The following is a 17127-nucleotide window of genomic DNA, read 5'->3' as shown; positions in this document are numbered from 1 at the left end:
CCCCCCCACCCCACCCCCGGCCGTGACACACACGCCCGTCACCCGTCACCCGTCACCCGTCACCCGTCACGCGTCACGCGTCACCCAGACGCGGTAAAATGGGGGGGAGCCAACCGGATGGGAATTCGTGAGCAAAGTCACCGCCATATACCCGGGTACGTTTGACCCGGTCACCAAGGGGCACACGGACCTGGTGACGCGTGCCGCGCGCGTGTTTGATCGCGTGATCGTGGCCATTGCGGAGAGCCCGCACAAGGCGCCGCTGTTCAGTCTCGATCACCGTATCGAGATGGCGGCGCATTGCCTGTCGGAGCTGGATAACGTCACCGTGGTGGGGTTCGACAACCTGCTGATCGAATTCGCGATGGAGCAGGGCGCCAATGTGCTGGTGCGTGGCCTGCGCGCCGTTTCGGATTTCGAGTACGAGTTCCAGCTGGCCAGCATGAACCGGCGGCTGCATGCCGAAATCGAGACCCTGTTCATGACGCCGGACGAGAAGTACTCGTTCATCTCGTCGTCGCTGGTCAAGGAAATCGCCCGCCTGGGCGGTGATGTGACCGGTTTTGTCGCGCCCGAAGTCGAGCAGGCGCTGAAGGACCGATTCGGGCACTGAAATGTCGCTGAAGATCACCGAAGAGTGCATCAACTGTGATGTCTGCGAGCCGGTCTGCCCCAACGAGGCCATTTACCAGGGCGTGGAAATCTACGAGATCGACCCCAGCCTGTGCACCGAGTGCGTGGGCCATCATGACGAGCCGCAATGCGTGGAAGTCTGCCCGGTCGAGTGCATTCCGAAAGACCCGGACAACAAAGAATCTGAGGATCAACTGTGGGAAAAATACCGTCGCCTGACCGACGCGGCCGCCGTATGAACGGCCGGTCATCGACTTCACCACTGGCGCGCGTGGTCTCGCGGTTGCTCCCGCTGCTGCTGATCGCCGGCCTGGTGGCCCTGGCGGGCTGGCCGACGGCGCAGGCGCAGGACGCTGCCGTGGCCCGGCCGGGCAAGGCCGCCATCGCCAGTGCCCACTACATGGCCACCGAGGCCGGCCACGAAATCCTGGAAGCCGGCGGTAACGCCTTTGATGCTGCGATCGCGGTGAGCACCGTGCTGGCGGTGGTGGAGCAGACCAGTTCCGGTATTGGCGGTGGCGGTTTCTGGCTGCTGCATCGTGCCGAAGACGGTTTCGAGGTGATGGTCGACGGGCGTGAGAAGGCGCCGGCCGCAGCCACCACGGACATGTACCTGGACGCCGACGGCAACGTCGACCGCGACCTGGCCGTGAACGGCCCGCTGGCCGCCGGTATCCCCGGCGAGATCGCCGCGCTGGCGCATATCGCCGAGAAGTATGGCCGTTTGCCGTTCTCACGCAGCCTGCAGCCGGCCATCCGCGCCGCCCGCGAAGGCTTTCCGGTGTACGAAAAATTCCACACCATGCTGGGCTGGAAGAAGGACGTGATCAAGCGCTGGCCCGCCGCGAGCGAGGCCTTCCTGCTGGACGGCGAGGTGCCACCCATGGGTCACGTCATCAAGCTGCCGGACATGGCCGAGGTGCTGGAAGCCATCGCCGAGGAAGGCCCGGACGTGTTCTACCGAGGCCGCATCGCGCAGCAGCTGGTGGACGGCGTGCGTGAAGCCGGCGGCATCTGGACCATGGAGGACATGGCCAACTACAACGTCGTCGAGCGCGAGCCGATCCGCACCGAGTACCGCGGCTACCAGCTGGTGACGGCCTCGCCGCCGTCATCGGGCGGCATCGCCATCGCCACCATGCTGAACATCCTGGAAGGCTACGATTTCGATGAACTGGACCGGGCCGGACGCGCCCACCGGGTGGTCGAGTCCATGCGCCGCGCCTACCGCGACCGCGCGCTGTTCCTGGGCGACCCGGACTTCGTCGACGTGCCGGTCGCGCGACTGACCAACCAGTACTACGCTGACGGCCTGCGTGCCTCGATCCACCCGGACAAGGCCACCCCCAGCGACATGCTGCCCGGCAACGCCGACCGCACCGAGCGCACCGACACCACCCACTTCTCGATCATGGACGCCGACGGCAACCTGGTCGCCGCCACGCTGACCGTCAACCTGGCCTTCGGCAACGCCTTCATGGTGCCTGGCACCGGCTTCGTGCTGAACAACGAGATGGACGACTTCTCGGCCAAGCCGGGCGTGCCCAACGCCTTCGGCCTGATCGGCTTCGAAGCCAACGAGATCCAGCCCAACAAACGGCCGCTGTCCTCGATGAGCCCGACATTCATCCACGGCGACGACAAGGTCGGCGTGCTGGGTACCCCGGGCGGCTCGCGCATCATCACCATGGTGCTGCTGGGCATTCTCGACTTCATGGACGGCAACGGTCCCGAGCACTGGGTCTCGCTGCCGCGCTACCACCACCAGTTCGTGCCCGACCACATCTCGGCCGAACCCGACGCCTTCAGCGCCGACGAAATCGCCGCGCTGGAAGCCATGGGCCACACCGTCGAAGTCAGCAACCGCCGCTGGGGCAACATGCACGGCGTGCTGTGGAACCTGGACAACGGCGAAGTCAGCGCCGGCTCGGACCCGCGCTCGGACGCGGGCAAGGCGATCGTTCGCTGAGCTGGCGCTCTCGCATGGCCGGCTCAGGTCGCGTCTTCGGCGGCCTCTAGCAGGGCATCCAGCGGGCTTTGCCTGGGGTCCGGAACGGGTTGTTCCAGCGCCTTGGTACGGCGGACTTCACTGTCGATGTAGTCGACCCACAGTTGCGCTTCCCGTCGGCTGCGCACATCGCCCTGTGCGACCATAAAGGCACGCCTGGCCTGGGCGTGTTGTCCCAGTCGCATGTATGCCATGCCAAGCAGGATATGGGCGCTGTCAGTGCGGGCGATACCGCCGATGTCGAGCCCGGTTTGCAGGGCGTCGACCGCCGCTTCCCAACGATCCAGTTGCAGGTAGGACTGCGCCAGTCGCACATACAGCTGCCCGTCGTTGGCGCGCTCAGCCGCCTGTTGCAATGGCACAATGGCCTTCTCGTTTTCCCTCGCCGCATACCAGGCCTGGGATAACAGTCGCAGGCTTCGTTCATCCTTTTCCAGTGCTCCGGATTCAAGTTCACGATCAAGCAACTCGGCGGCCTTCAGTGGTGTTTCGTGCAGCAGGTATAGATTGGCCAGGTTGGTGATGTGCGATGAATTACTGATCAGCCCCTGTTCGTACAGGGTTTCCATGATCACGAGCTGTTTAAGCGTGTCCCCCAACTCCGAGTACGCCCCGGCCAGTGTCAACAGGTAGGTGTCTTTGGGGTAGTGCCGAATCAGGTCTTCAAGAACGGCAACCATGTTCTCGAAATCCTTCAACTGGTAATAACAGCCGCGCAAAAGCAGCAACCAGCCCTCTTTCGGAACCGCGTCGCTGGCCGTTGTCGTGCTCACGGCGCGTTGTAGCGGGGCCAATGCGTTCCGGAATTCGCCAAGCTGGAAATAGGCCGCGCCGCGGGTGTAGTCGATGTCCGGGGCGGGCTCGGACACCAGTTCCATCAGCCGGTCTATGGTGGTCAGCGTTCCGCGATAATCTTCGACGTTTAACTTCAACTGTGCCTTAGTTTTCAGCGCTGTTTGCCTTAGTCCAACAGGCATGTCGGGCTGTGAGAGAACCTGGTCATAGGCACGAATGGCATCTTCATACCGTTCCCGCTGATAGTAATTGAAAGCCGACAGGTTCCAGGCCTGCGCTGTTTCATAAGGCTCGAGGTCCTCGCGCATTCGTAGATCAGCCAGGATCGCCTCGGCCTGTTCATACGCCCTGTTCTCGACCAATGCCTGCGCCTGGGTCAGGGTCTCGTAGACTTTCTGACTCATGGCGACAGTCGCCCTGGTTTCCCGCTGCTTCCCTTCCTCTGCTGTTGCCGTACTCGCCTGGAAGATACCCAATGTCGCTGCCAGGGCAATGCCATGGAAACGGTTCCGGATGTTCTGACGGTTTTTCATTTGGGCCTACTCGCCGATCTCAAACCTGAAGCGGTTCTGAACACCGGGCACTTCGATAGGCTGGCCATCAATGACGCGCGGCTTGTACTTGAACTTCAGGGCTGCCTGGATCGAGGCGCGCTCAAAAAGGCTGCTGGTGCACTGCCCAGGTACCACGAACGGGTCGCGGATTGTGCCTTGTCGGGTCACGGTGTACTCGACCGTGCAGTAGCCTTCCGTACCTCGGGACAGTGCACGTTGCGGATAGATGGGTGCCACCTTGACGATAGGTAGGTAGTCGCCTTCCGCGAACACGCCGTCCAGGGTTGGGCGACTGTCCATGACGGGTCCGACGGGTGGCGGAGTGAGCGGGATTGTCGGGCCTGGACTCGGGCCATCCCAGGTCGGTTCGGGCCGGGGTGGTTGCTTCTCTGGTGCCGGAGGTTTGATGACCTCCGGTTGCTTCTTTTCCGGGGTTGGTTCGCGTTTGACCCTCACGAAATCCAGCAGGGCCCTTCTTGGCTCGTCGATCAGTTCCATCTCGGTGCCTTCGATCAGGCGCTGCATGCCCCAGAACAGGGTCACGGTGATGGCCAGTCCGAAGGCCGTGCCCGTAATCAGTCGGGGTCCGAGGCGGGTGTTGATGCTGCGGAAACTCGTGTCAATGGTGGGGTTCATCGAGTGTTTACCTCCAGGGCTTCGGGCTGGTCTGCCAGGTACACGCGGTGGTACTCGCAGACGGCCGTAGGTGGGATATCGAGTGTGCCGCGTGACAGCTTGGCGACTACCTGGAACGCCGTTAGCGAGGCCTGGGAATCACCCAGCCGGTGATGCGCGAGTGCCGCCATGCCGTGGAGACCAGCTTGCTCCTGGCTGCTTAGCGCGTTGCCGGGCGTGGAGGCACGAAGTTGTTCGATGCGCTCCAGCATGGCGAAGATTTCGCCTTCGGTGGGCTTGCCGCATTGAAGTTGCCCCATGATCTCGGCCATGGGCGCTAACAGCGTCGGGCGGATGTCACGCCTGGGCTCGAAACTGCCCAGCAGGCCGAAGGCGATGCTGGGAATGGCGGCCAGGATCAGTAACGTGGCGCCGAGCGCGTTCCGTACCGGTGCCGGGCGATGCTCACGTAGCATGGCGGCGCGGCGGCGCATGTGTCGGTACGAGGAGTAGCCGGCGTGAGCGGCGCCATGTGAACTCTGCGCGGCCAGCAGCATGGCCTGTCCATAGTTTCGACGCGTTGCATCATCGGTGGTTCGCAGGACGTGTTCGTCGCAGGATATCTCCTGGTCAAGCAGCACGCCGCGCTCTGCCACCCATGCCAGCGGGTTGAACCAGAAAAGGCAGCGATAGAGTCGCGCTGCCATCTGCACGATCACATCGCGACGGCGGATATGGTGCAGTTCGTGCGCCAGGATCAGGGATTGCTGGTCCTGGCTGAACCGCTGGAAGAAGTCAGAAGGCAGGTAGAGCCTGGGGTCGACGATGCCGGTCACGGCAGGGCCCTGGGGCACGGTTAGCATTCGTATCTCAACGTCGTATCGGCGCGCCAGGGCATCTAGCCGTTGCTGCAATTGCTCATGTTCCCGTGATGAGAGGGTTCGGCTGTGCCGGAATGCCCGCAGGTGTCCACGAAGGTACTGGACCAAAAACCTGGCAAACAGCGCCATCGCGCCGGCTACCCAGGCCCAGGCCAGCCACCGTGCCCAGTCATGGATGTCCAGGGTATGGGCGGCGCGGTCTGCACCTATGGTGGTTCGGGTCAGAAAGTCAGGTAACAGGGGAAGCGTCAGCGTTGGCCAGTCGAACGCTGCTTTCAGCGCCTGTGCTGGCAACAGCATGGCCATCAGCCCCAACAAGGGTATGCTCCAGAGGGCATAGGCCCAGCGTGCCCCGAGCCGCCGTGTTGCCATGGGCCGCAAGACCAGCACCAGCACGATCCAGGCGCATGACGAGATCGCCGCCAGTACAGCCTGTTCGGCCAAGCGTTCAATCATCGTCAAATATCCGGTCAAGCATGTCCTGCAACTCGGCGATTTGCTTGTCGTCAAGGTTGCGGGCTTCAGCAAAGCTGGCTACCAAGGGGGCGATTTCGCCGTCGAAGTGTTCGTCGACAAACGTTGAGGTGACGGACACCTGGTGGCTGCGCCGGTCGATCAGGGGCGACCACGCGGCCGCACCGGTCGATGCCTTCTCGCGCTGAATGGCCCCCTTTTTAGCCAGCCTGCTCAACAAGGTGTTGACGGTTTTGCGATGCCAGCCCTTTTCTGCCTCCAGGCGTTCGGTCAGTTCACGTGCGGTCAGTGGATACTCTTTCCAGAGCAATTGCATCAAAGTGAGTTCGGCGTCGGTGATATCCAGGGGCATGGCAGCATCTCGTTTCTGTGTTACGGACTACATTTGTAGTCGTTGATGACTACAAATGTAGTCTTATGCGCGGCATTCGTCAAGTGGTGCCATTTCGGCGAAGTTTTGTCGTCGTGGTGCTAACCTGCAGGCTTTCAGATGCTGGAGCCTCTCATGCGCTTTATCGTTTTTCTGGCCGCGTTGGCCACTGTTTTCCCCGTAGTCAATGCTCAGGAGATCGAGAGCGGCATCGACACCGCCGCCGCCGAGGTCCAGCCCCAGGTGGTGGAATGGCGGCGCTGGTTTCACCAGAATCCGGAGTTGAGCAATCGCGAGCAGGGCACCGGGCAGCGCATCGCCGAGATCCTTGATGAGCTGGGTATTCCGCATGAGACCGGCATCGCCGGGTATGGCGTTGTGGGCATGATTCGTGGCGGTAAGCCGGGGCCGCTGGTGGCCATTCGCGCCGACATGGACGGGCTGCCGGTGACCGAGCAGACCGGCCTGCCGTTTGCGTCCACCGTGACCACCGAGTTCAACGGCCAGCAGACCGGCGTCATGCACGCCTGTGGTCATGACAACCACATGGCCATGGCGCTGGGCGCGGCGAAGATTCTTAATGACAACCGGGAAGACCTGGCCGGTTCGGTGATGCTGATTTTCCAGCCGGCCGAGGAAGGGCCGCCGCCGGGTGAACCGGGCGGGTCGCTGCTGATGCTGGAAGAGGGCATCTTCGACGAGGCGACACCCGAGGCAGTGTTCGGCATCCACGTGGGCATCGGCGTGCCCGGCGGGGAGTTTGCCACCCGGTCGGGGCCGTTGATGGCGTCTGCCAACCGTTTCCTGATCACCGTCCACGGCAAACAGACCCATGGCGCGCGGCCTTGGGACGGCATCGATCCCATCACCGTTGCGGCGCAGATCATCATGGGGCTGCAGACGGTCGCCAGCCGCCAGGTGGATGTCACGCGCGCGCCGTCGATCGTCAGCGTTGGCCGCATTGACGGCGGCATCCGTAACAACGTGATCCCTGACACGGTGGAACTCGAAGGCACGATCCGTGCGTTCGATAACGAGATGCGCGAGCAGATTATCGAGGCGGTGGAGCGCACGGCCACGTCGATTGCGGCGGCCTCGAACGCCACCATCGACTTCGAGGTGGATCGCGGAGCGCCACCGGTGGTGAACACGGACCGGCTCTATACGATGATGAAGCCAGTGCTTGAGCGGGCCTCCGGTGCGCCGGTCGCCAGCGTGACCCCGCAGACCGTGGCCGAGGATTTCTCCGAGTTCGGCCAGGTCACCGACAGCCTGTTCGTCTTCCTGGGCTCGGGCCCCGAGGGCGTCGACCCGACCACGTTACCGGCGAATCATTCGCCGGAGTTCAACATGGAGGAGGAATGGCTGGAGACCGGGGTGAAGGCGTTTGTCGACATGGTGGTCACCTACCTGGGCGACGAATGACGCGTTCCTGGTGACGGGGCGTTCCGGGGCGGAGGCAGGTTGCCTTCTCCCCGGACTCGCTCGAGTACATCCCTGTATCACGCGCGACGGCGTCGCTCCCTTACTTACTCCCTTCGGTCGTAACGTGCGGTCGCTTTGGCCTGCGCTCATCGGCGGCATCCATGCCGCCGAAGGTCCGTAAATAAACCAGCCCGCCCCAGCGCCGTGTAACGCTCTGTCACGCGTCACGCGTCACGCGTCACGCGTCACCCGTTACCCGTCACCGGATGTAGGCGCGGGGCATGGTTGGGTCTTCTACCAGGTAGCGGTCGCGCAGTTCGGTCTGGCGGGACTTCATCGAGTCCAGCTTGCCGTTGACGATGACGCGCTCGGCGACGGTGGTGACTTCCAGTGGGTCGCCGGTCCAGAGCACCAGGTCGGCGCGCTTGCCTTCCTCGATGGTGCCGAAGGCGTCGTCCACGCCGAATACCCGGGCCGGGTTGACCGTGATGGCCGCCACGGCGGCTTCGTGGTCGAGGCCGTTGGCCGCGGCATTGCCGGCCATCTGGCGCAGCTTGCGGGCGTTGTGGCTGCCGGCGCCGTCGACGATGACGGTCACACCGGCTTCGTGCAGCAGCGCGGCGTTGTCCAGGCGCGAGCCCATGGCGTCGAAGCTGGACGGCAGGTTCTGCAGCGGATCCAGCATCACCGGCACGCCGGCGGCGGCCAGTTCGTCGGCGACCATCCAGGCCTCGGCGCCGCCGTCGATGACGGCAGTGATGCCGTGATGCTCGGCAAACGCCAGGGTCTGCAGAATGTCGCTGGCGCGGTTGACGCCGAAGACGACAATGCCGTTCTTCACCGAGCTGGCCAACGCCGTGCGACCGGCGCGGGTGAGCACGCCGTCGCCGTCATCACTGGCTTTCAGGCCGGATTCGGCGAAGGCCTGGTTCAGCTGCATCCACTGGCCCGCGCGTGAGCCACCGGCTTTTTCGGCGGCATGGCCGCCCAGGCTGATGAACAGCACGCGGCCGCCATGAAAGCTGCTGTAGCCACCATCCAGCGCGACCACCCGGCCCTGGCCGTTGATGATGCTGCCGCCACCACCGGCACCCAGCAGGGTGAAGGTGTGGCCCTCGGTGCGTGCTACCGGCACGAGCGAGGAGTTGGGGTTGTACGCGGGGGTGACGTCAAACTCGGGGCGCATTTCCAGCGTGGCGTCGGAAGCGTCGGAAGATTCCTCCACGGCCGATACCTCGACAATACCCACGGCGCCGGCACCGCCCCACAGGCCCGGCGTCAGCGGCCGGCCACCGGCGTCGAAGACGCGGATGTCGGCGGGGACGTCCAGGTTGCGGCCGATCTTGCGGATCTCGTTGCCGGAGACAAACAAGTCGGTGTTTTCCAGCACGCCGTCGTCGGTCATGGTGTAGACCGTGGCGTTGCGGATCATGATCGCGTCGGCGTAGGTGTTGGTGGCCGCCAGCGCGGATAGGGTCAGCACGGCGGCCAGCGTGGTCTTGAACGGGCTCATTAGCGCACCTCCTGCAGCTGGCCGAGTTCGAAGTCGGAGACCGGCTGTAGCGCCGGGTTCTCGCGGTCATAGAGCAATGCGCCGTCGATAAAGACTTTCTCGGCCTTGGCGTAGACGCTGAACGGGGTGCCGTTCCAGACCACCACGTCGGCCATCTTGCCCGCTTCCAGCGTGCCGGTGCGCTCACCGACGCCCAGCGAGTTGGCGGCGTTGGAGGTCAGCCAGCTGATGGCATGCTCCTCGGAAATCTCCAGCCCGGCACGGCGGCCGTGGGCCATGGCCTTGGCGGCTTCCTGGTTCAGGCGCTGGATGCCCTCGGAAGAATCCGAGTGGACGATGGCACAGCTGCCTTCCGGGCGGTCGACCAGGGCGATGTTTTCCTGGATGCCGTCGTAGGCCTCCATCTTGAAGCCCCACCAGTCGGCCCAGAGCGCGCCGCAGACACCGGCCTCGGCCAGCTCGTCGGCGATCTTGTAGGCCTCGACGCCGTGGTGGAAGGTGGTGACCTTGTAGCCAAACTCTTTGGCCAGGTCCAGGATGGTCAGCATCTCGTCGGCGCGGTAGCAGTGCATGTTGACCAGGATGTCGCCCTTCAGGGCGCCGGCCAGGGTCTCCAGCTTCAGGTCGCGCTTCGGCGCCTTGGCGTCTTCGTCACCGTCGGCCACTTTGCGCTCGTACTCGGTCCAGCTTTCCAGGTAGGCCTGCGCGGAAATCCACTCTTCGCGGTAGGAGGCCACGTTACCCATGCGGGTCATGGGCTGGCGGCCTTTCTGGCCATAGACGCGCTTGGGGTTCTCGCCGCAGGCCATCTTCATGCCGTGCGGCGCGCCCGGGAATTTCATGCCCTGGTAGGACGTGCTGTAGACGTTCTTCACCGTCACGCCACGGCCGCCGATCAGGTTGCCGGAGCCCGGCAGGATCTGCAGTGACGTCACGCCGGCCGCCAGCGCGCGCGAGAAACCGGGGTCCTGCGGCCAGATGCTGTGCTCGGCCCAGACATTGGGTGTGGCCGGGTTGGTCATCTCGTTGCCGTCGGCATGGGATGAGACACCGGGGCTGGGGTAGACGCCCAGGTGCGAGTGCACGTCGATAATGCCCGGCGTGACGTAGCCGCCCTCGGCATCGATGGTCACCGCATTCGCCGGCGCGTCGCCGCTGCCGACCCAGGCAATGGTGCCGCCGTCCAGCAGGATCGACGCGTTCTCAAGGCGCTCGCCCGTGCCGGTCAGGATGGTGGCATTGGTGATGAGGGTGGGCTGGGAAGGCAGGGGCTCGTAGGTCGAAGGAAAAGCTTCTTCCGCGGCCTGTACCCCAGCCGAGGCCAGGCCAAGCCCGGCAATCAGGAGTTTGATGTGTTTCACGTGCAAGTGACTCTTGTTCGATTTTGACCGAGCGATACTACCAGACAGAACCCAGTTCCGTGCCCGGGTGGGGGATTCATTAGCCCGGGGCCATCGCCGGCAAGGATGCCGGCGATGAGCGTACATGGACGTATTCACAGCGTGCCCCGGGCTAATGAATCCCCCACCCGGGCCCGCGTACGCGGCGCTTGTCCTTCGGCTAGAATCGCCGCATGCCTGAATTCAGACTTCCAAAGCACCTGGCCCGCTGGGCCGACAACTGCATGGCCAGTGGCCAGAACGTCCTGGCCACCAGCAACCAGGGCACCGTGCTGCTGTTCCAGGAAGTGGGCATGTCGTTTGTCATCAAGGTGGCGATGGGTAGCGGCCCGGTGTTGCGCGCGCGCCAGGCGACACTGCGTCGCGAGGCCCGGGCCTACCAGCGCATGCAGGGCATTCGCGGGGTGCCGAAATTCCTGGGCATGATTGATGAGCGTTACCTGGTGCTGGAATTTATCCGCGGCCGGCCCTACCGAGAGGCCGAAATCAGCGAACGCGAAGCCTGGTTTGCGCGGCTGCTGGAGATTATCCGGGCGTTCCACGAGTGCGGCGTGGCCCATGGCGACCTGAAGTCGAAGTCGAACCTGATGATGGCCGACGACGGCGCGCCGGTGGTCATCGATTTCGGCACCACCGTGCTGGACAAGCCCGGGTTTCACCCCATCAACCGGCGCCTGTTCAACTATGCCTGCCAGCTGGACCTCAATGCCTGGGTCAAACACAAGTACGACGGCGACTACGATGCGGCCAGTGGCGAGGATGCCGCGCTGCTCAAATACGGCCTGGTCGAGCGCTGGCTGCGCCGGCGTCGCCAGCGCCAGGCGGCTCGCGACGAGGGCTGAGCGCGCCGGGCCCGGTCTGGCTATACTTTTGTTGTCCGACCAACACGCCAGGGGGAAGTCATGCGTGGACTGATTTGTTTGCTCGCGGTCATGATGGCCGCTTCGACGGCGCTCGCCGACAATCAACTGGAGCTCGCCGGTTTCCGTCAGTATGAGGCACCGCGAGACGCCAATCACCGCGCCGGGCTGGATGCCGCGCTGGAACGCGGCCGCCGGACCGCTGAAAAGCTGCGAGCCCATCGCGGCGCCTCGCCCCAGGCCATGGCCCACAGCGTCGAGCTGAAGTGGCCCATGCGCGAGGCGATCACCTTCGGCCACCCCAGCGTACAGGCCATTTCCAATTACCTGGACCAGGACGACAATGAGGGTGACAGTGCCATCGAGGACTGGAACTGCGGCGCGCCGCAGGCTCGCACTTACGACGGCCATAACGGCCTGGACATCTTCCTGACGCCGTATTCCTGGTACCAGATGAACCAGGACAGTGCCATCGTCGTGGCCGCGGCGCCCGGCGTGATCGTCGACAAGGTGGGCAACCAGCCGGAAACGTCCTGTTCCATCGACAATCCCGTTGGTGACAACAACCTGGTCATGGTTGAGCATGCCGACGGCTCGTTTGGCATTTACGCGCACATGCGGACCGGTTCGCTGACCCACAAGCCCATTGGTGCGAGCGTCGAGTACGGCGAATACCTGGGCGTGGTGGGCAGCTCCGGGTATTCCACCGGCCCGCACCTGCATTTCGAGGTGGGCTTTTTCGAAAGCAACGCCTGGGTGCCGCAGGACCCGTATGAAGGCGCCTGTAACACCATCAACGGTGACAGCTGGTGGGAAAACCAGCCGCCCTATTACGTGCCGGCCATTGTCCAGATCGCCACACATAGCGCCGAGCCGGAGCAGCCGGCCTGCCCCGGTGTCGAGACGCCGCATTATGCCAACCAGTTCAGTGGCGGTGATTTCATCGTCTTCAGCATCGCCTACCGGGACCTGCTTCGCGATGAGCCATCAGATGTCACCATCCGCCAGCCCAATGGCATGGTGCTGACCACGACCAACTACACCTACACGTCGGGCGACCACATTACCGGTGCGCTGATCTGGTTCTCGTTCAACCTGCCCGCCAACGCGATGTCGGGTGAGTGGTCCTACGAGGTGGAGTTCCAGGGCGACACGATCGAGCACAGCTTCTGGGTGGACAGCTCGCCGCCGACGCCGTCGAGCATCGGCGCGGGCAACAACCGTTACAACGGCCTGTGGTACGACCCGGCGCTGGATGGCGAGGGTTACAACATCGTCACCACGGCGCAGGGCACGGCGATCTATTTCTACGGCAGCGACGAGCGCGGCGAACGGTTGTGGCTGGTTTCCGAGTTGTTCAGCGCGCCCTTCAGTCAGGGCTCGACGCACACCATCGCCATGCTGGAGTCGACCGGAGGTGTCCACGACCAGCCCATATCGAGTGGTCGCGGGCTCAGTTACTGGGGCGAGTTGCGGCTGCGTTTCACGGCCTGCGATGCCGGCACGGCCACGCTCGTGGGTGATGACGGCCACAAGGATTCCACGCTGGTGAAAATTATCGGCGTGCCCGGCAGCGAGTGTGTGCCGGAGCCGGAAAGTGACCGGTCGAAGTATTCGGGGCTGTGGTACGACCCGTCCCTGGAAGGTGAAGGCTTCAACCTGGTGGTGACCGCGGCCGGGGCGATCCTGTACTACTACGGCTTCGATGACGAAGGCGAGCGGCTGTGGATGGTCAGTCCGCCGTTCGACTTTTCCTTTGCCGACGGCGCCAGCACGCAGGTCGACCTGTTGAAGGCGACATCGGGTTCCTACGGCGCGCCGGTGCCCAGTGGGCAGGCCCTGCAGGACTGGGGCAGCGTCACCGTCACCGGCGACAGCTGTAACGCCATGCGATTCGAACTGGATACCAACGAAGGCGACAAGACCATGAACGCCCGGCGCCTGGTCAACGTGGTCGGGCTGGGCTGCTAGGGATTGCTTACGGCGGCCGATGCCGCCAGCCGTTCCAGGCCCTCGGCAATGCTGATGGCCGGGCGGTACCCCAGGTCGCGCTCGGCGCCGGCGGGGTCGAACCAGTGCGCCGTGGACAACTGCTCCGCGGCCCAGCGGGTCACGGGCGGCTCGCTGTCGCGGCCGGTCAGTGTCCAGGCGACCTCACAGGCCAGGCCGGCCGCGTAGGCCACCTTCGGCGAGATCGGCCGGATGTCGACGGACTGGCCGACGGCGGCGAGCAGGCGGGTGATGATCTCGCCGGTCGGCAGCGGTTCCGCGTTGGTAACGAAATAGGCCCGCCCGCGGCAGCGCGGGTTCGACTCCAGCGCGTCCAGCGCTTGCAGGTGCGCCATGGCGGCGTTGTCGATGTACACCGTGTCGATCAGCTTCTGCGGCGCCGGCAGCCGGAGCGGGCCCTGTTGCGCGCGCTCGACCAGTCGCGGCAGCAGGTGATTGTCACCCGGCCCCCAGACCAGGTGCGGCCGCAGTGCGGCGGTCCAGAGCGCATCGTCATTGGCGGCCAGCACGGCCTGCTCCGATGCGGCCTTGGTTTCCGGGTAGGCGGCATGGAAGCGCGCGGGGTAGGGCAGCGACTCGTCGCCGTTTTCGATATCGCCGCCTTCGTGGACGACACTCGGCGAGGACGTAAATACCAGCCGGCCGATCCCATGTTCACGGCAGGCGGCGATGACATTGTCGGTACCGGTGATGTTGGCCGCCACGTAGTCCGCGCGCGGCCCCCAGGCACCGGCGCGGGCGGCGGTGTGGACCACGGCATCGCAGCCACGTGCGGCCTGGCGCACGGCGTCCGTGTCGGCGATATCACCGCGGTATGCCGTGGCGCCCAGCGCCATCAGTGCCGTGGGTTCGCCGCGCTGGAACGCGACGACCTGGTCACCACGCGCCAGAAGCATGCGGCAGACCGCGCCGCCGACGAAACCGCCGCCACCGGTGACCAGGACCTTCATGACCCGCTCCCGCCACCAAGCTGGCCGGCGGCCCAGGTGGCCAGCGTCTCGCGGCCAATCTTCGAGTTGTGACGGATATCCACGGGAAAGCCGGGGTGGAACAGCACCGTGGCGATGGCGCGGGTCGAGTCGCGTTCAGACGCGATGTCCAGCAGGGCCTGGCGCAGTTCACCAGCGAACGCTTCGTCCTTCACGCGGCCCGGCTGCCGGGGTTCCACGCACAGCACCGGGCGTTGTTCACCGCTCGCGCCGACGCCAACCAGGGCGGTGCGGGCCACTTCCGGGTGAGTGTTGAAGATCGCCTCGAGCTGGTCGGTGTAGAGGTCGCCACCGGCCGCGCGCACACGCTGTGACTTGCGCCCCATGAACCAGATCCGCCCCTGTTCGTCGATACGGCCGATGTCGCCCATGCGATGCCAGGCCCGGCCCTTGCCATCCACCGTGACGGCGCGCTCGGTGGCGCTGTCGCGGTGCCAGTAACCCGGCGTGGCGGTGGGGCCGTGAACAATGATCTCACCCACCTGGTCGGTCTCCAGCAGGTGCTCCGGCTCCAGCCGTGGTACGGCCTCGTCAGTGACGGCCATGACGAAGACAAGGTTGGGCGCAACGGGCGTGCCGACGCAAATGCCTTCGCCATTCGCGGCGGCGGCGATGACATCGTCATCCAGGCCGGCGCTGTCGATGCTGGCCACGGGCAGGCACTCGGTGGCGCCGTAGGGCGTGTGCACGCGGGCGCCGTCCGGCAGGCGGGCGGCGACGCGTCGCACGGTTTCAGTGGGCACCGCGGCGCCAGCGGACAGCACGCGGCGGACGCCATCGAGTGTCTCGTCGTTCTGCTCCAGGTGCAGGCCCAGGTTGCGCAGCAGCGCCGGTGAACCGAACACGTTGGTCACGCCAAAGCGGCGGATGGCATCCAGCAACAGCGCCGGGTCGGCCCTGGCCGGCCGGGTCGGGTCCATGTACGGCACCACGGTTGTCATGCCCAGCGCGGGGTCGAACAGCGCGAAGGGCGGAAACGTGGCCAGGTCCACTTCACCGGGCTGGATATCGAAGCGGTCACGCAGCATCTCCACCTGGTAGTGGAACTGGCGGTGCCGGTAAATCACGCCCTTGGGCGGGCCGGTGCTGCCGGAGGTAAACAGGATCGCGGCCAGGTCATCCGGGCCGGTGGTGCAAAGGGCGGGCGTGTCGCCGGCGTCACGCCCCATGGCGGCCACGCGCGCCAGTGACTGGCCGCCCCATCCCAGCCGCGGGCCCACGGTCACGCGGTGGCGGATGGTGGCCGGCGACCAGCGCAGCAGTACGCTGGCCAGTTGCGCGCGGGTGATGCCGATAAAGGCGTCCGGTGCGGCCTCGCCCAGGCATTGCTTCAGGTGTTTCGGACCGATGCCCGGGTCGATGAGCACCGGCACGATGCCGGCCTTGAACAGGGCGAAAAACAGTACGAAGAACTCGCGCCCCGGCGGCACCATCAGCGCGGCGCGCTCGCCGGGCCGGATACCCATGGCCAACAGGCCGCGGGCGACGGCGTCACTCTCCCGATCGAGTTCCGCGTAGCTGAAGGACTGGTAGCGGACGTCGTTGCCGCGGCGACCCACCGGGAAGTGGATGGCCGCCGCATCGGGGCGCTCCCGGGCCTGCCGGGTCAGCGCCGCCGCGACGTTGCAGGGCTCAGGTGCCGGCCACGGTGGCGGCGTCGGCGCCTGGCTCATGACGTTCGATGAATTGGGTGATGCGCTCCACCAGCGCTTCGCCGCCGTCCTCGAGCACGTAGTGCCCGTAGTCCTCGTGGCGCTCGACCTCGGCCTGCGGCAGGATCTGCTCCCAGCGGGCGAGGAAATGGTGGTCGAATACGAAATCTCGCAGGCCCCAGGCAATCATCGCCGGGGTCTGGCGGTAGCGCGACAGGTCCTGCTCGGTGCGCTCGACAATGTCGTAGCCGCGGTCACCGGGCTTGAGCGGGATGTCCTGGACGAATCGCACCGTGGCGATGCGGTTGTCCCATGAATCGTAGGGGCCGACATAGCCGGCGCGGACTTCTTTGCTGACGGGCTGCTTGAAGCCGATACGCGCCGCGCCGCCGGAAAACGCGTTGAAGGCGCGCACCGCGAAGGCGCCCAGCGACGTGCGCCCGGCGAACCACAGCGCCAGCGGAAAGCGCTTGCTTTCCGGCATCGGGAACGCGGCCGTGTTCAGCACCACGCACTGGCGCAGTTCGGCGCCGGCGCGGGTAGCCCAGCCAAAACCGATCATGCCGCCCCAGTCATGGACCACCAGGGTCAGCGGCTGGCCGGCCAGCCCCAGGTGCTTCATCAGCGCGTCGATGTCGTCGATGCGCCGTTCCAGCTGGTACGGGTAGTGCTCGTCGTCGGGCTTGTCCGACAGGCCGCAACCCATGTGATCGGGCACGATGCAGCGGTAGCGCCCGCGCAGCGCCTTCACCAGGTTGCGGTAGTAGAACGACCAGGTCGGGTTGCCGTGAACCATCAGCACGACGGGGGCGTCGCGCGGGCCCTCGTCCAGGTAATGCAGGCGACCGCCGTCCAGGTCCAGCCAGTGGGACTCGAACGGGTAGAGGTTTTCGGGTGGCCGGTACGCGTTGGCGCTTTCGGCGCGGTGGTCGACGGGCATGGGCCCGC

At 65.2% G+C, this 17127-nt stretch carries 15 protein-coding genes; 6 read left to right on the top strand and 9 right to left on the bottom strand.

Annotation, left to right across the window (positions count from 1 at the left end):
- Positions 1-127: 127 nt before the first annotated feature.
- The 3 genes from coaD to ggt are packed head-to-tail and all read left to right on the top strand — an operon-like array spanning position 128 to position 2602.
- Complete coding sequence (gene coaD, locus F3N42_RS10960) at positions 128-613, top strand: pantetheine-phosphate adenylyltransferase (protein WP_150864511.1); 486 nt, start codon at positions 128-130, stop codon at positions 611-613.
- A gap of 1 nt (position 614) precedes the next feature.
- Positions 615-872, top strand: coding sequence for a YfhL family 4Fe-4S dicluster ferredoxin (locus F3N42_RS10955; RefSeq protein WP_150864510.1), 258 nt, complete (start codon positions 615-617; stop codon positions 870-872).
- Complete coding sequence (gene ggt, locus F3N42_RS10950; RefSeq protein ID WP_150864509.1) at positions 869-2602, top strand: gamma-glutamyltransferase; 1734 nt, start codon at positions 869-871, stop codon at positions 2600-2602. Before F3N42_RS10955 ends, ggt begins: the two co-directional genes overlap by 4 nt.
- Positions 2603-2625: 23 nt before the next feature.
- Here the strand turns inward: ggt and F3N42_RS10945 are convergent, their stop codons facing one another.
- Genes F3N42_RS10945 through F3N42_RS10930 form a run of 4 tightly spaced genes read right to left on the bottom strand, consistent with a single transcriptional unit; the run spans position 2626 to position 6312 of the window.
- Complete coding sequence (locus F3N42_RS10945; RefSeq protein ID WP_150864508.1) at positions 2626-3969, bottom strand: tetratricopeptide repeat protein; 1344 nt, start codon at positions 3967-3969, stop codon at positions 2626-2628.
- 6 nt (positions 3970-3975) lie between these two features.
- Positions 3976-4626 carry an energy transducer TonB gene (locus F3N42_RS10940; protein ID WP_224784864.1) on the bottom strand — a complete coding sequence of 217 codons (651 nt, stop codon included), beginning with the start codon at positions 4624-4626 and terminating at the stop codon, positions 3976-3978.
- Positions 4623-5942, bottom strand: a complete 1320-nt coding sequence (locus F3N42_RS10935) for a M56 family metallopeptidase (protein ID WP_150864507.1) — start codon at positions 5940-5942, stop codon at positions 4623-4625. The genes F3N42_RS10940 and F3N42_RS10935 overlap by 4 nt, the downstream gene beginning before the upstream one ends.
- Positions 5935-6312, bottom strand: coding sequence for a BlaI/MecI/CopY family transcriptional regulator (locus tag F3N42_RS10930; protein WP_150864506.1), 378 nt, complete (start codon positions 6310-6312; stop codon positions 5935-5937). Before F3N42_RS10930 ends, F3N42_RS10935 begins: the two co-directional genes overlap by 8 nt.
- 138 nt (positions 6313-6450) lie before the next feature.
- Here F3N42_RS10930 and F3N42_RS10925 point away from each other — a divergent pair, with 138 nt between their 5' ends.
- Positions 6451-7755, top strand: coding sequence for an amidohydrolase (locus F3N42_RS10925; protein WP_150864505.1), 1305 nt, complete (start codon positions 6451-6453; stop codon positions 7753-7755).
- Between the two features lie 259 nt (positions 7756-8014).
- Here F3N42_RS10925 and F3N42_RS10920 read toward each other — a convergent pair whose 3' ends face one another.
- Together F3N42_RS10920 and F3N42_RS10915 are read right to left on the bottom strand one after the other, a co-directional pair.
- A complete protein-coding gene (locus tag F3N42_RS10920; RefSeq protein ID WP_150864504.1) occupies positions 8015-9268 on the bottom strand; it encodes an amidohydrolase family protein in 1254 nt (417 codons plus the stop codon).
- Complete coding sequence (locus F3N42_RS10915; protein ID WP_224784863.1) at positions 9268-10629, bottom strand: amidohydrolase; 1362 nt, start codon at positions 10627-10629, stop codon at positions 9268-9270. The genes F3N42_RS10920 and F3N42_RS10915 overlap by 1 nt, the downstream gene beginning before the upstream one ends.
- A gap of 212 nt (positions 10630-10841) precedes the next feature.
- Between F3N42_RS10915 and F3N42_RS10910 the strand changes: the two genes are divergently transcribed.
- Positions 10842-11510, top strand: a complete 669-nt coding sequence (locus F3N42_RS10910; protein WP_150864502.1) for an RIO1 family regulatory kinase/ATPase domain-containing protein — start codon at positions 10842-10844, stop codon at positions 11508-11510.
- Between the two features lie 60 nt (positions 11511-11570).
- Positions 11571-13499 carry a M23 family metallopeptidase gene (locus F3N42_RS10905; RefSeq protein WP_150864501.1) on the top strand — a complete coding sequence of 643 codons (1929 nt, stop codon included), beginning with the start codon at positions 11571-11573 and terminating at the stop codon, positions 13497-13499.
- Here the strand turns inward: F3N42_RS10905 and F3N42_RS10900 are convergent.
- Genes F3N42_RS10900 through F3N42_RS10890 form a run of 3 tightly spaced genes read right to left on the bottom strand, consistent with a single transcriptional unit; the run spans position 13496 to position 17119 of the window.
- Positions 13496-14488 carry an NAD-dependent epimerase/dehydratase family protein gene (locus F3N42_RS10900; RefSeq protein WP_150864500.1) on the bottom strand — a complete coding sequence of 331 codons (993 nt, stop codon included), beginning with the start codon at positions 14486-14488 and terminating at the stop codon, positions 13496-13498. The genes F3N42_RS10905 and F3N42_RS10900 overlap by 4 nt on opposite strands.
- Positions 14485-16200, bottom strand: a complete 1716-nt coding sequence (locus tag F3N42_RS10895; protein WP_150864499.1) for a fatty acid CoA ligase family protein — start codon at positions 16198-16200, stop codon at positions 14485-14487. The genes F3N42_RS10900 and F3N42_RS10895 overlap by 4 nt, the downstream gene beginning before the upstream one ends.
- Positions 16160-17119 carry an alpha/beta fold hydrolase gene (locus tag F3N42_RS10890; protein WP_150864498.1) on the bottom strand — a complete coding sequence of 320 codons (960 nt, stop codon included), beginning with the start codon at positions 17117-17119 and terminating at the stop codon, positions 16160-16162. The genes F3N42_RS10895 and F3N42_RS10890 overlap by 41 nt, the downstream gene beginning before the upstream one ends.
- Positions 17120-17127 lie beyond the last annotated feature (8 nt).

Source organism: Marinihelvus fidelis (assembly GCF_008725655.1).
Taxonomy (GTDB): domain Bacteria; phylum Pseudomonadota; class Gammaproteobacteria; order Xanthomonadales; family SZUA-36; genus Marinihelvus; species Marinihelvus fidelis.
The sequence above is the reverse complement of the archived record's forward strand: the minus strand, read 5'-3'. Positions and strand labels throughout refer to the sequence as shown.

Excerpts from the sequence above, each read along its gene's own strand:
- F3N42_RS10955 (WP_150864510.1), top strand. The coding sequence starts at position 615 with ATGTCGCTGAAGATCACCGAAGAGTGCATCAACTGTGATGTCTGCGAG.
- ggt (WP_150864509.1), top strand. The coding sequence starts at position 869 with ATGAACGGCCGGTCATCGACTTCACCACTGGCGCGCGTGGTCTCGCGG.
- F3N42_RS10945 (WP_150864508.1), bottom strand. The coding sequence starts at position 3,969 with ATGAAAAACCGTCAGAACATCCGGAACCGTTTCCATGGCATTGCCCTG.
- F3N42_RS10940 (WP_224784864.1), bottom strand. The coding sequence starts at position 4,626 with ATGAACCCCACCATTGACACGAGTTTCCGCAGCATCAACACCCGCCTC.
- F3N42_RS10935 (WP_150864507.1), bottom strand. The coding sequence starts at position 5,942 with ATGATTGAACGCTTGGCCGAACAGGCTGTACTGGCGGCGATCTCGTCA.
- F3N42_RS10930 (WP_150864506.1), bottom strand. The coding sequence starts at position 6,312 with ATGCCCCTGGATATCACCGACGCCGAACTCACTTTGATGCAATTGCTC.
- F3N42_RS10925 (WP_150864505.1), top strand. The coding sequence starts at position 6,451 with ATGCTGGAGCCTCTCATGCGCTTTATCGTTTTTCTGGCCGCGTTGGCC.
- F3N42_RS10920 (WP_150864504.1), bottom strand. The coding sequence starts at position 9,268 with ATGAGCCCGTTCAAGACCACGCTGGCCGCCGTGCTGACCCTATCCGCG.
- F3N42_RS10910 (WP_150864502.1), top strand. The coding sequence starts at position 10,842 with ATGCCTGAATTCAGACTTCCAAAGCACCTGGCCCGCTGGGCCGACAAC.
- F3N42_RS10905 (WP_150864501.1), top strand. The coding sequence starts at position 11,571 with ATGCGTGGACTGATTTGTTTGCTCGCGGTCATGATGGCCGCTTCGACG.
- F3N42_RS10900 (WP_150864500.1), bottom strand. The coding sequence starts at position 14,488 with ATGAAGGTCCTGGTCACCGGTGGCGGCGGTTTCGTCGGCGGCGCGGTC.
- F3N42_RS10895 (WP_150864499.1), bottom strand. The coding sequence starts at position 16,200 with ATGAGCCAGGCGCCGACGCCGCCACCGTGGCCGGCACCTGAGCCCTGC.
- F3N42_RS10890 (WP_150864498.1), bottom strand. The coding sequence starts at position 17,119 with ATGCCCGTCGACCACCGCGCCGAAAGCGCCAACGCGTACCGGCCACCC.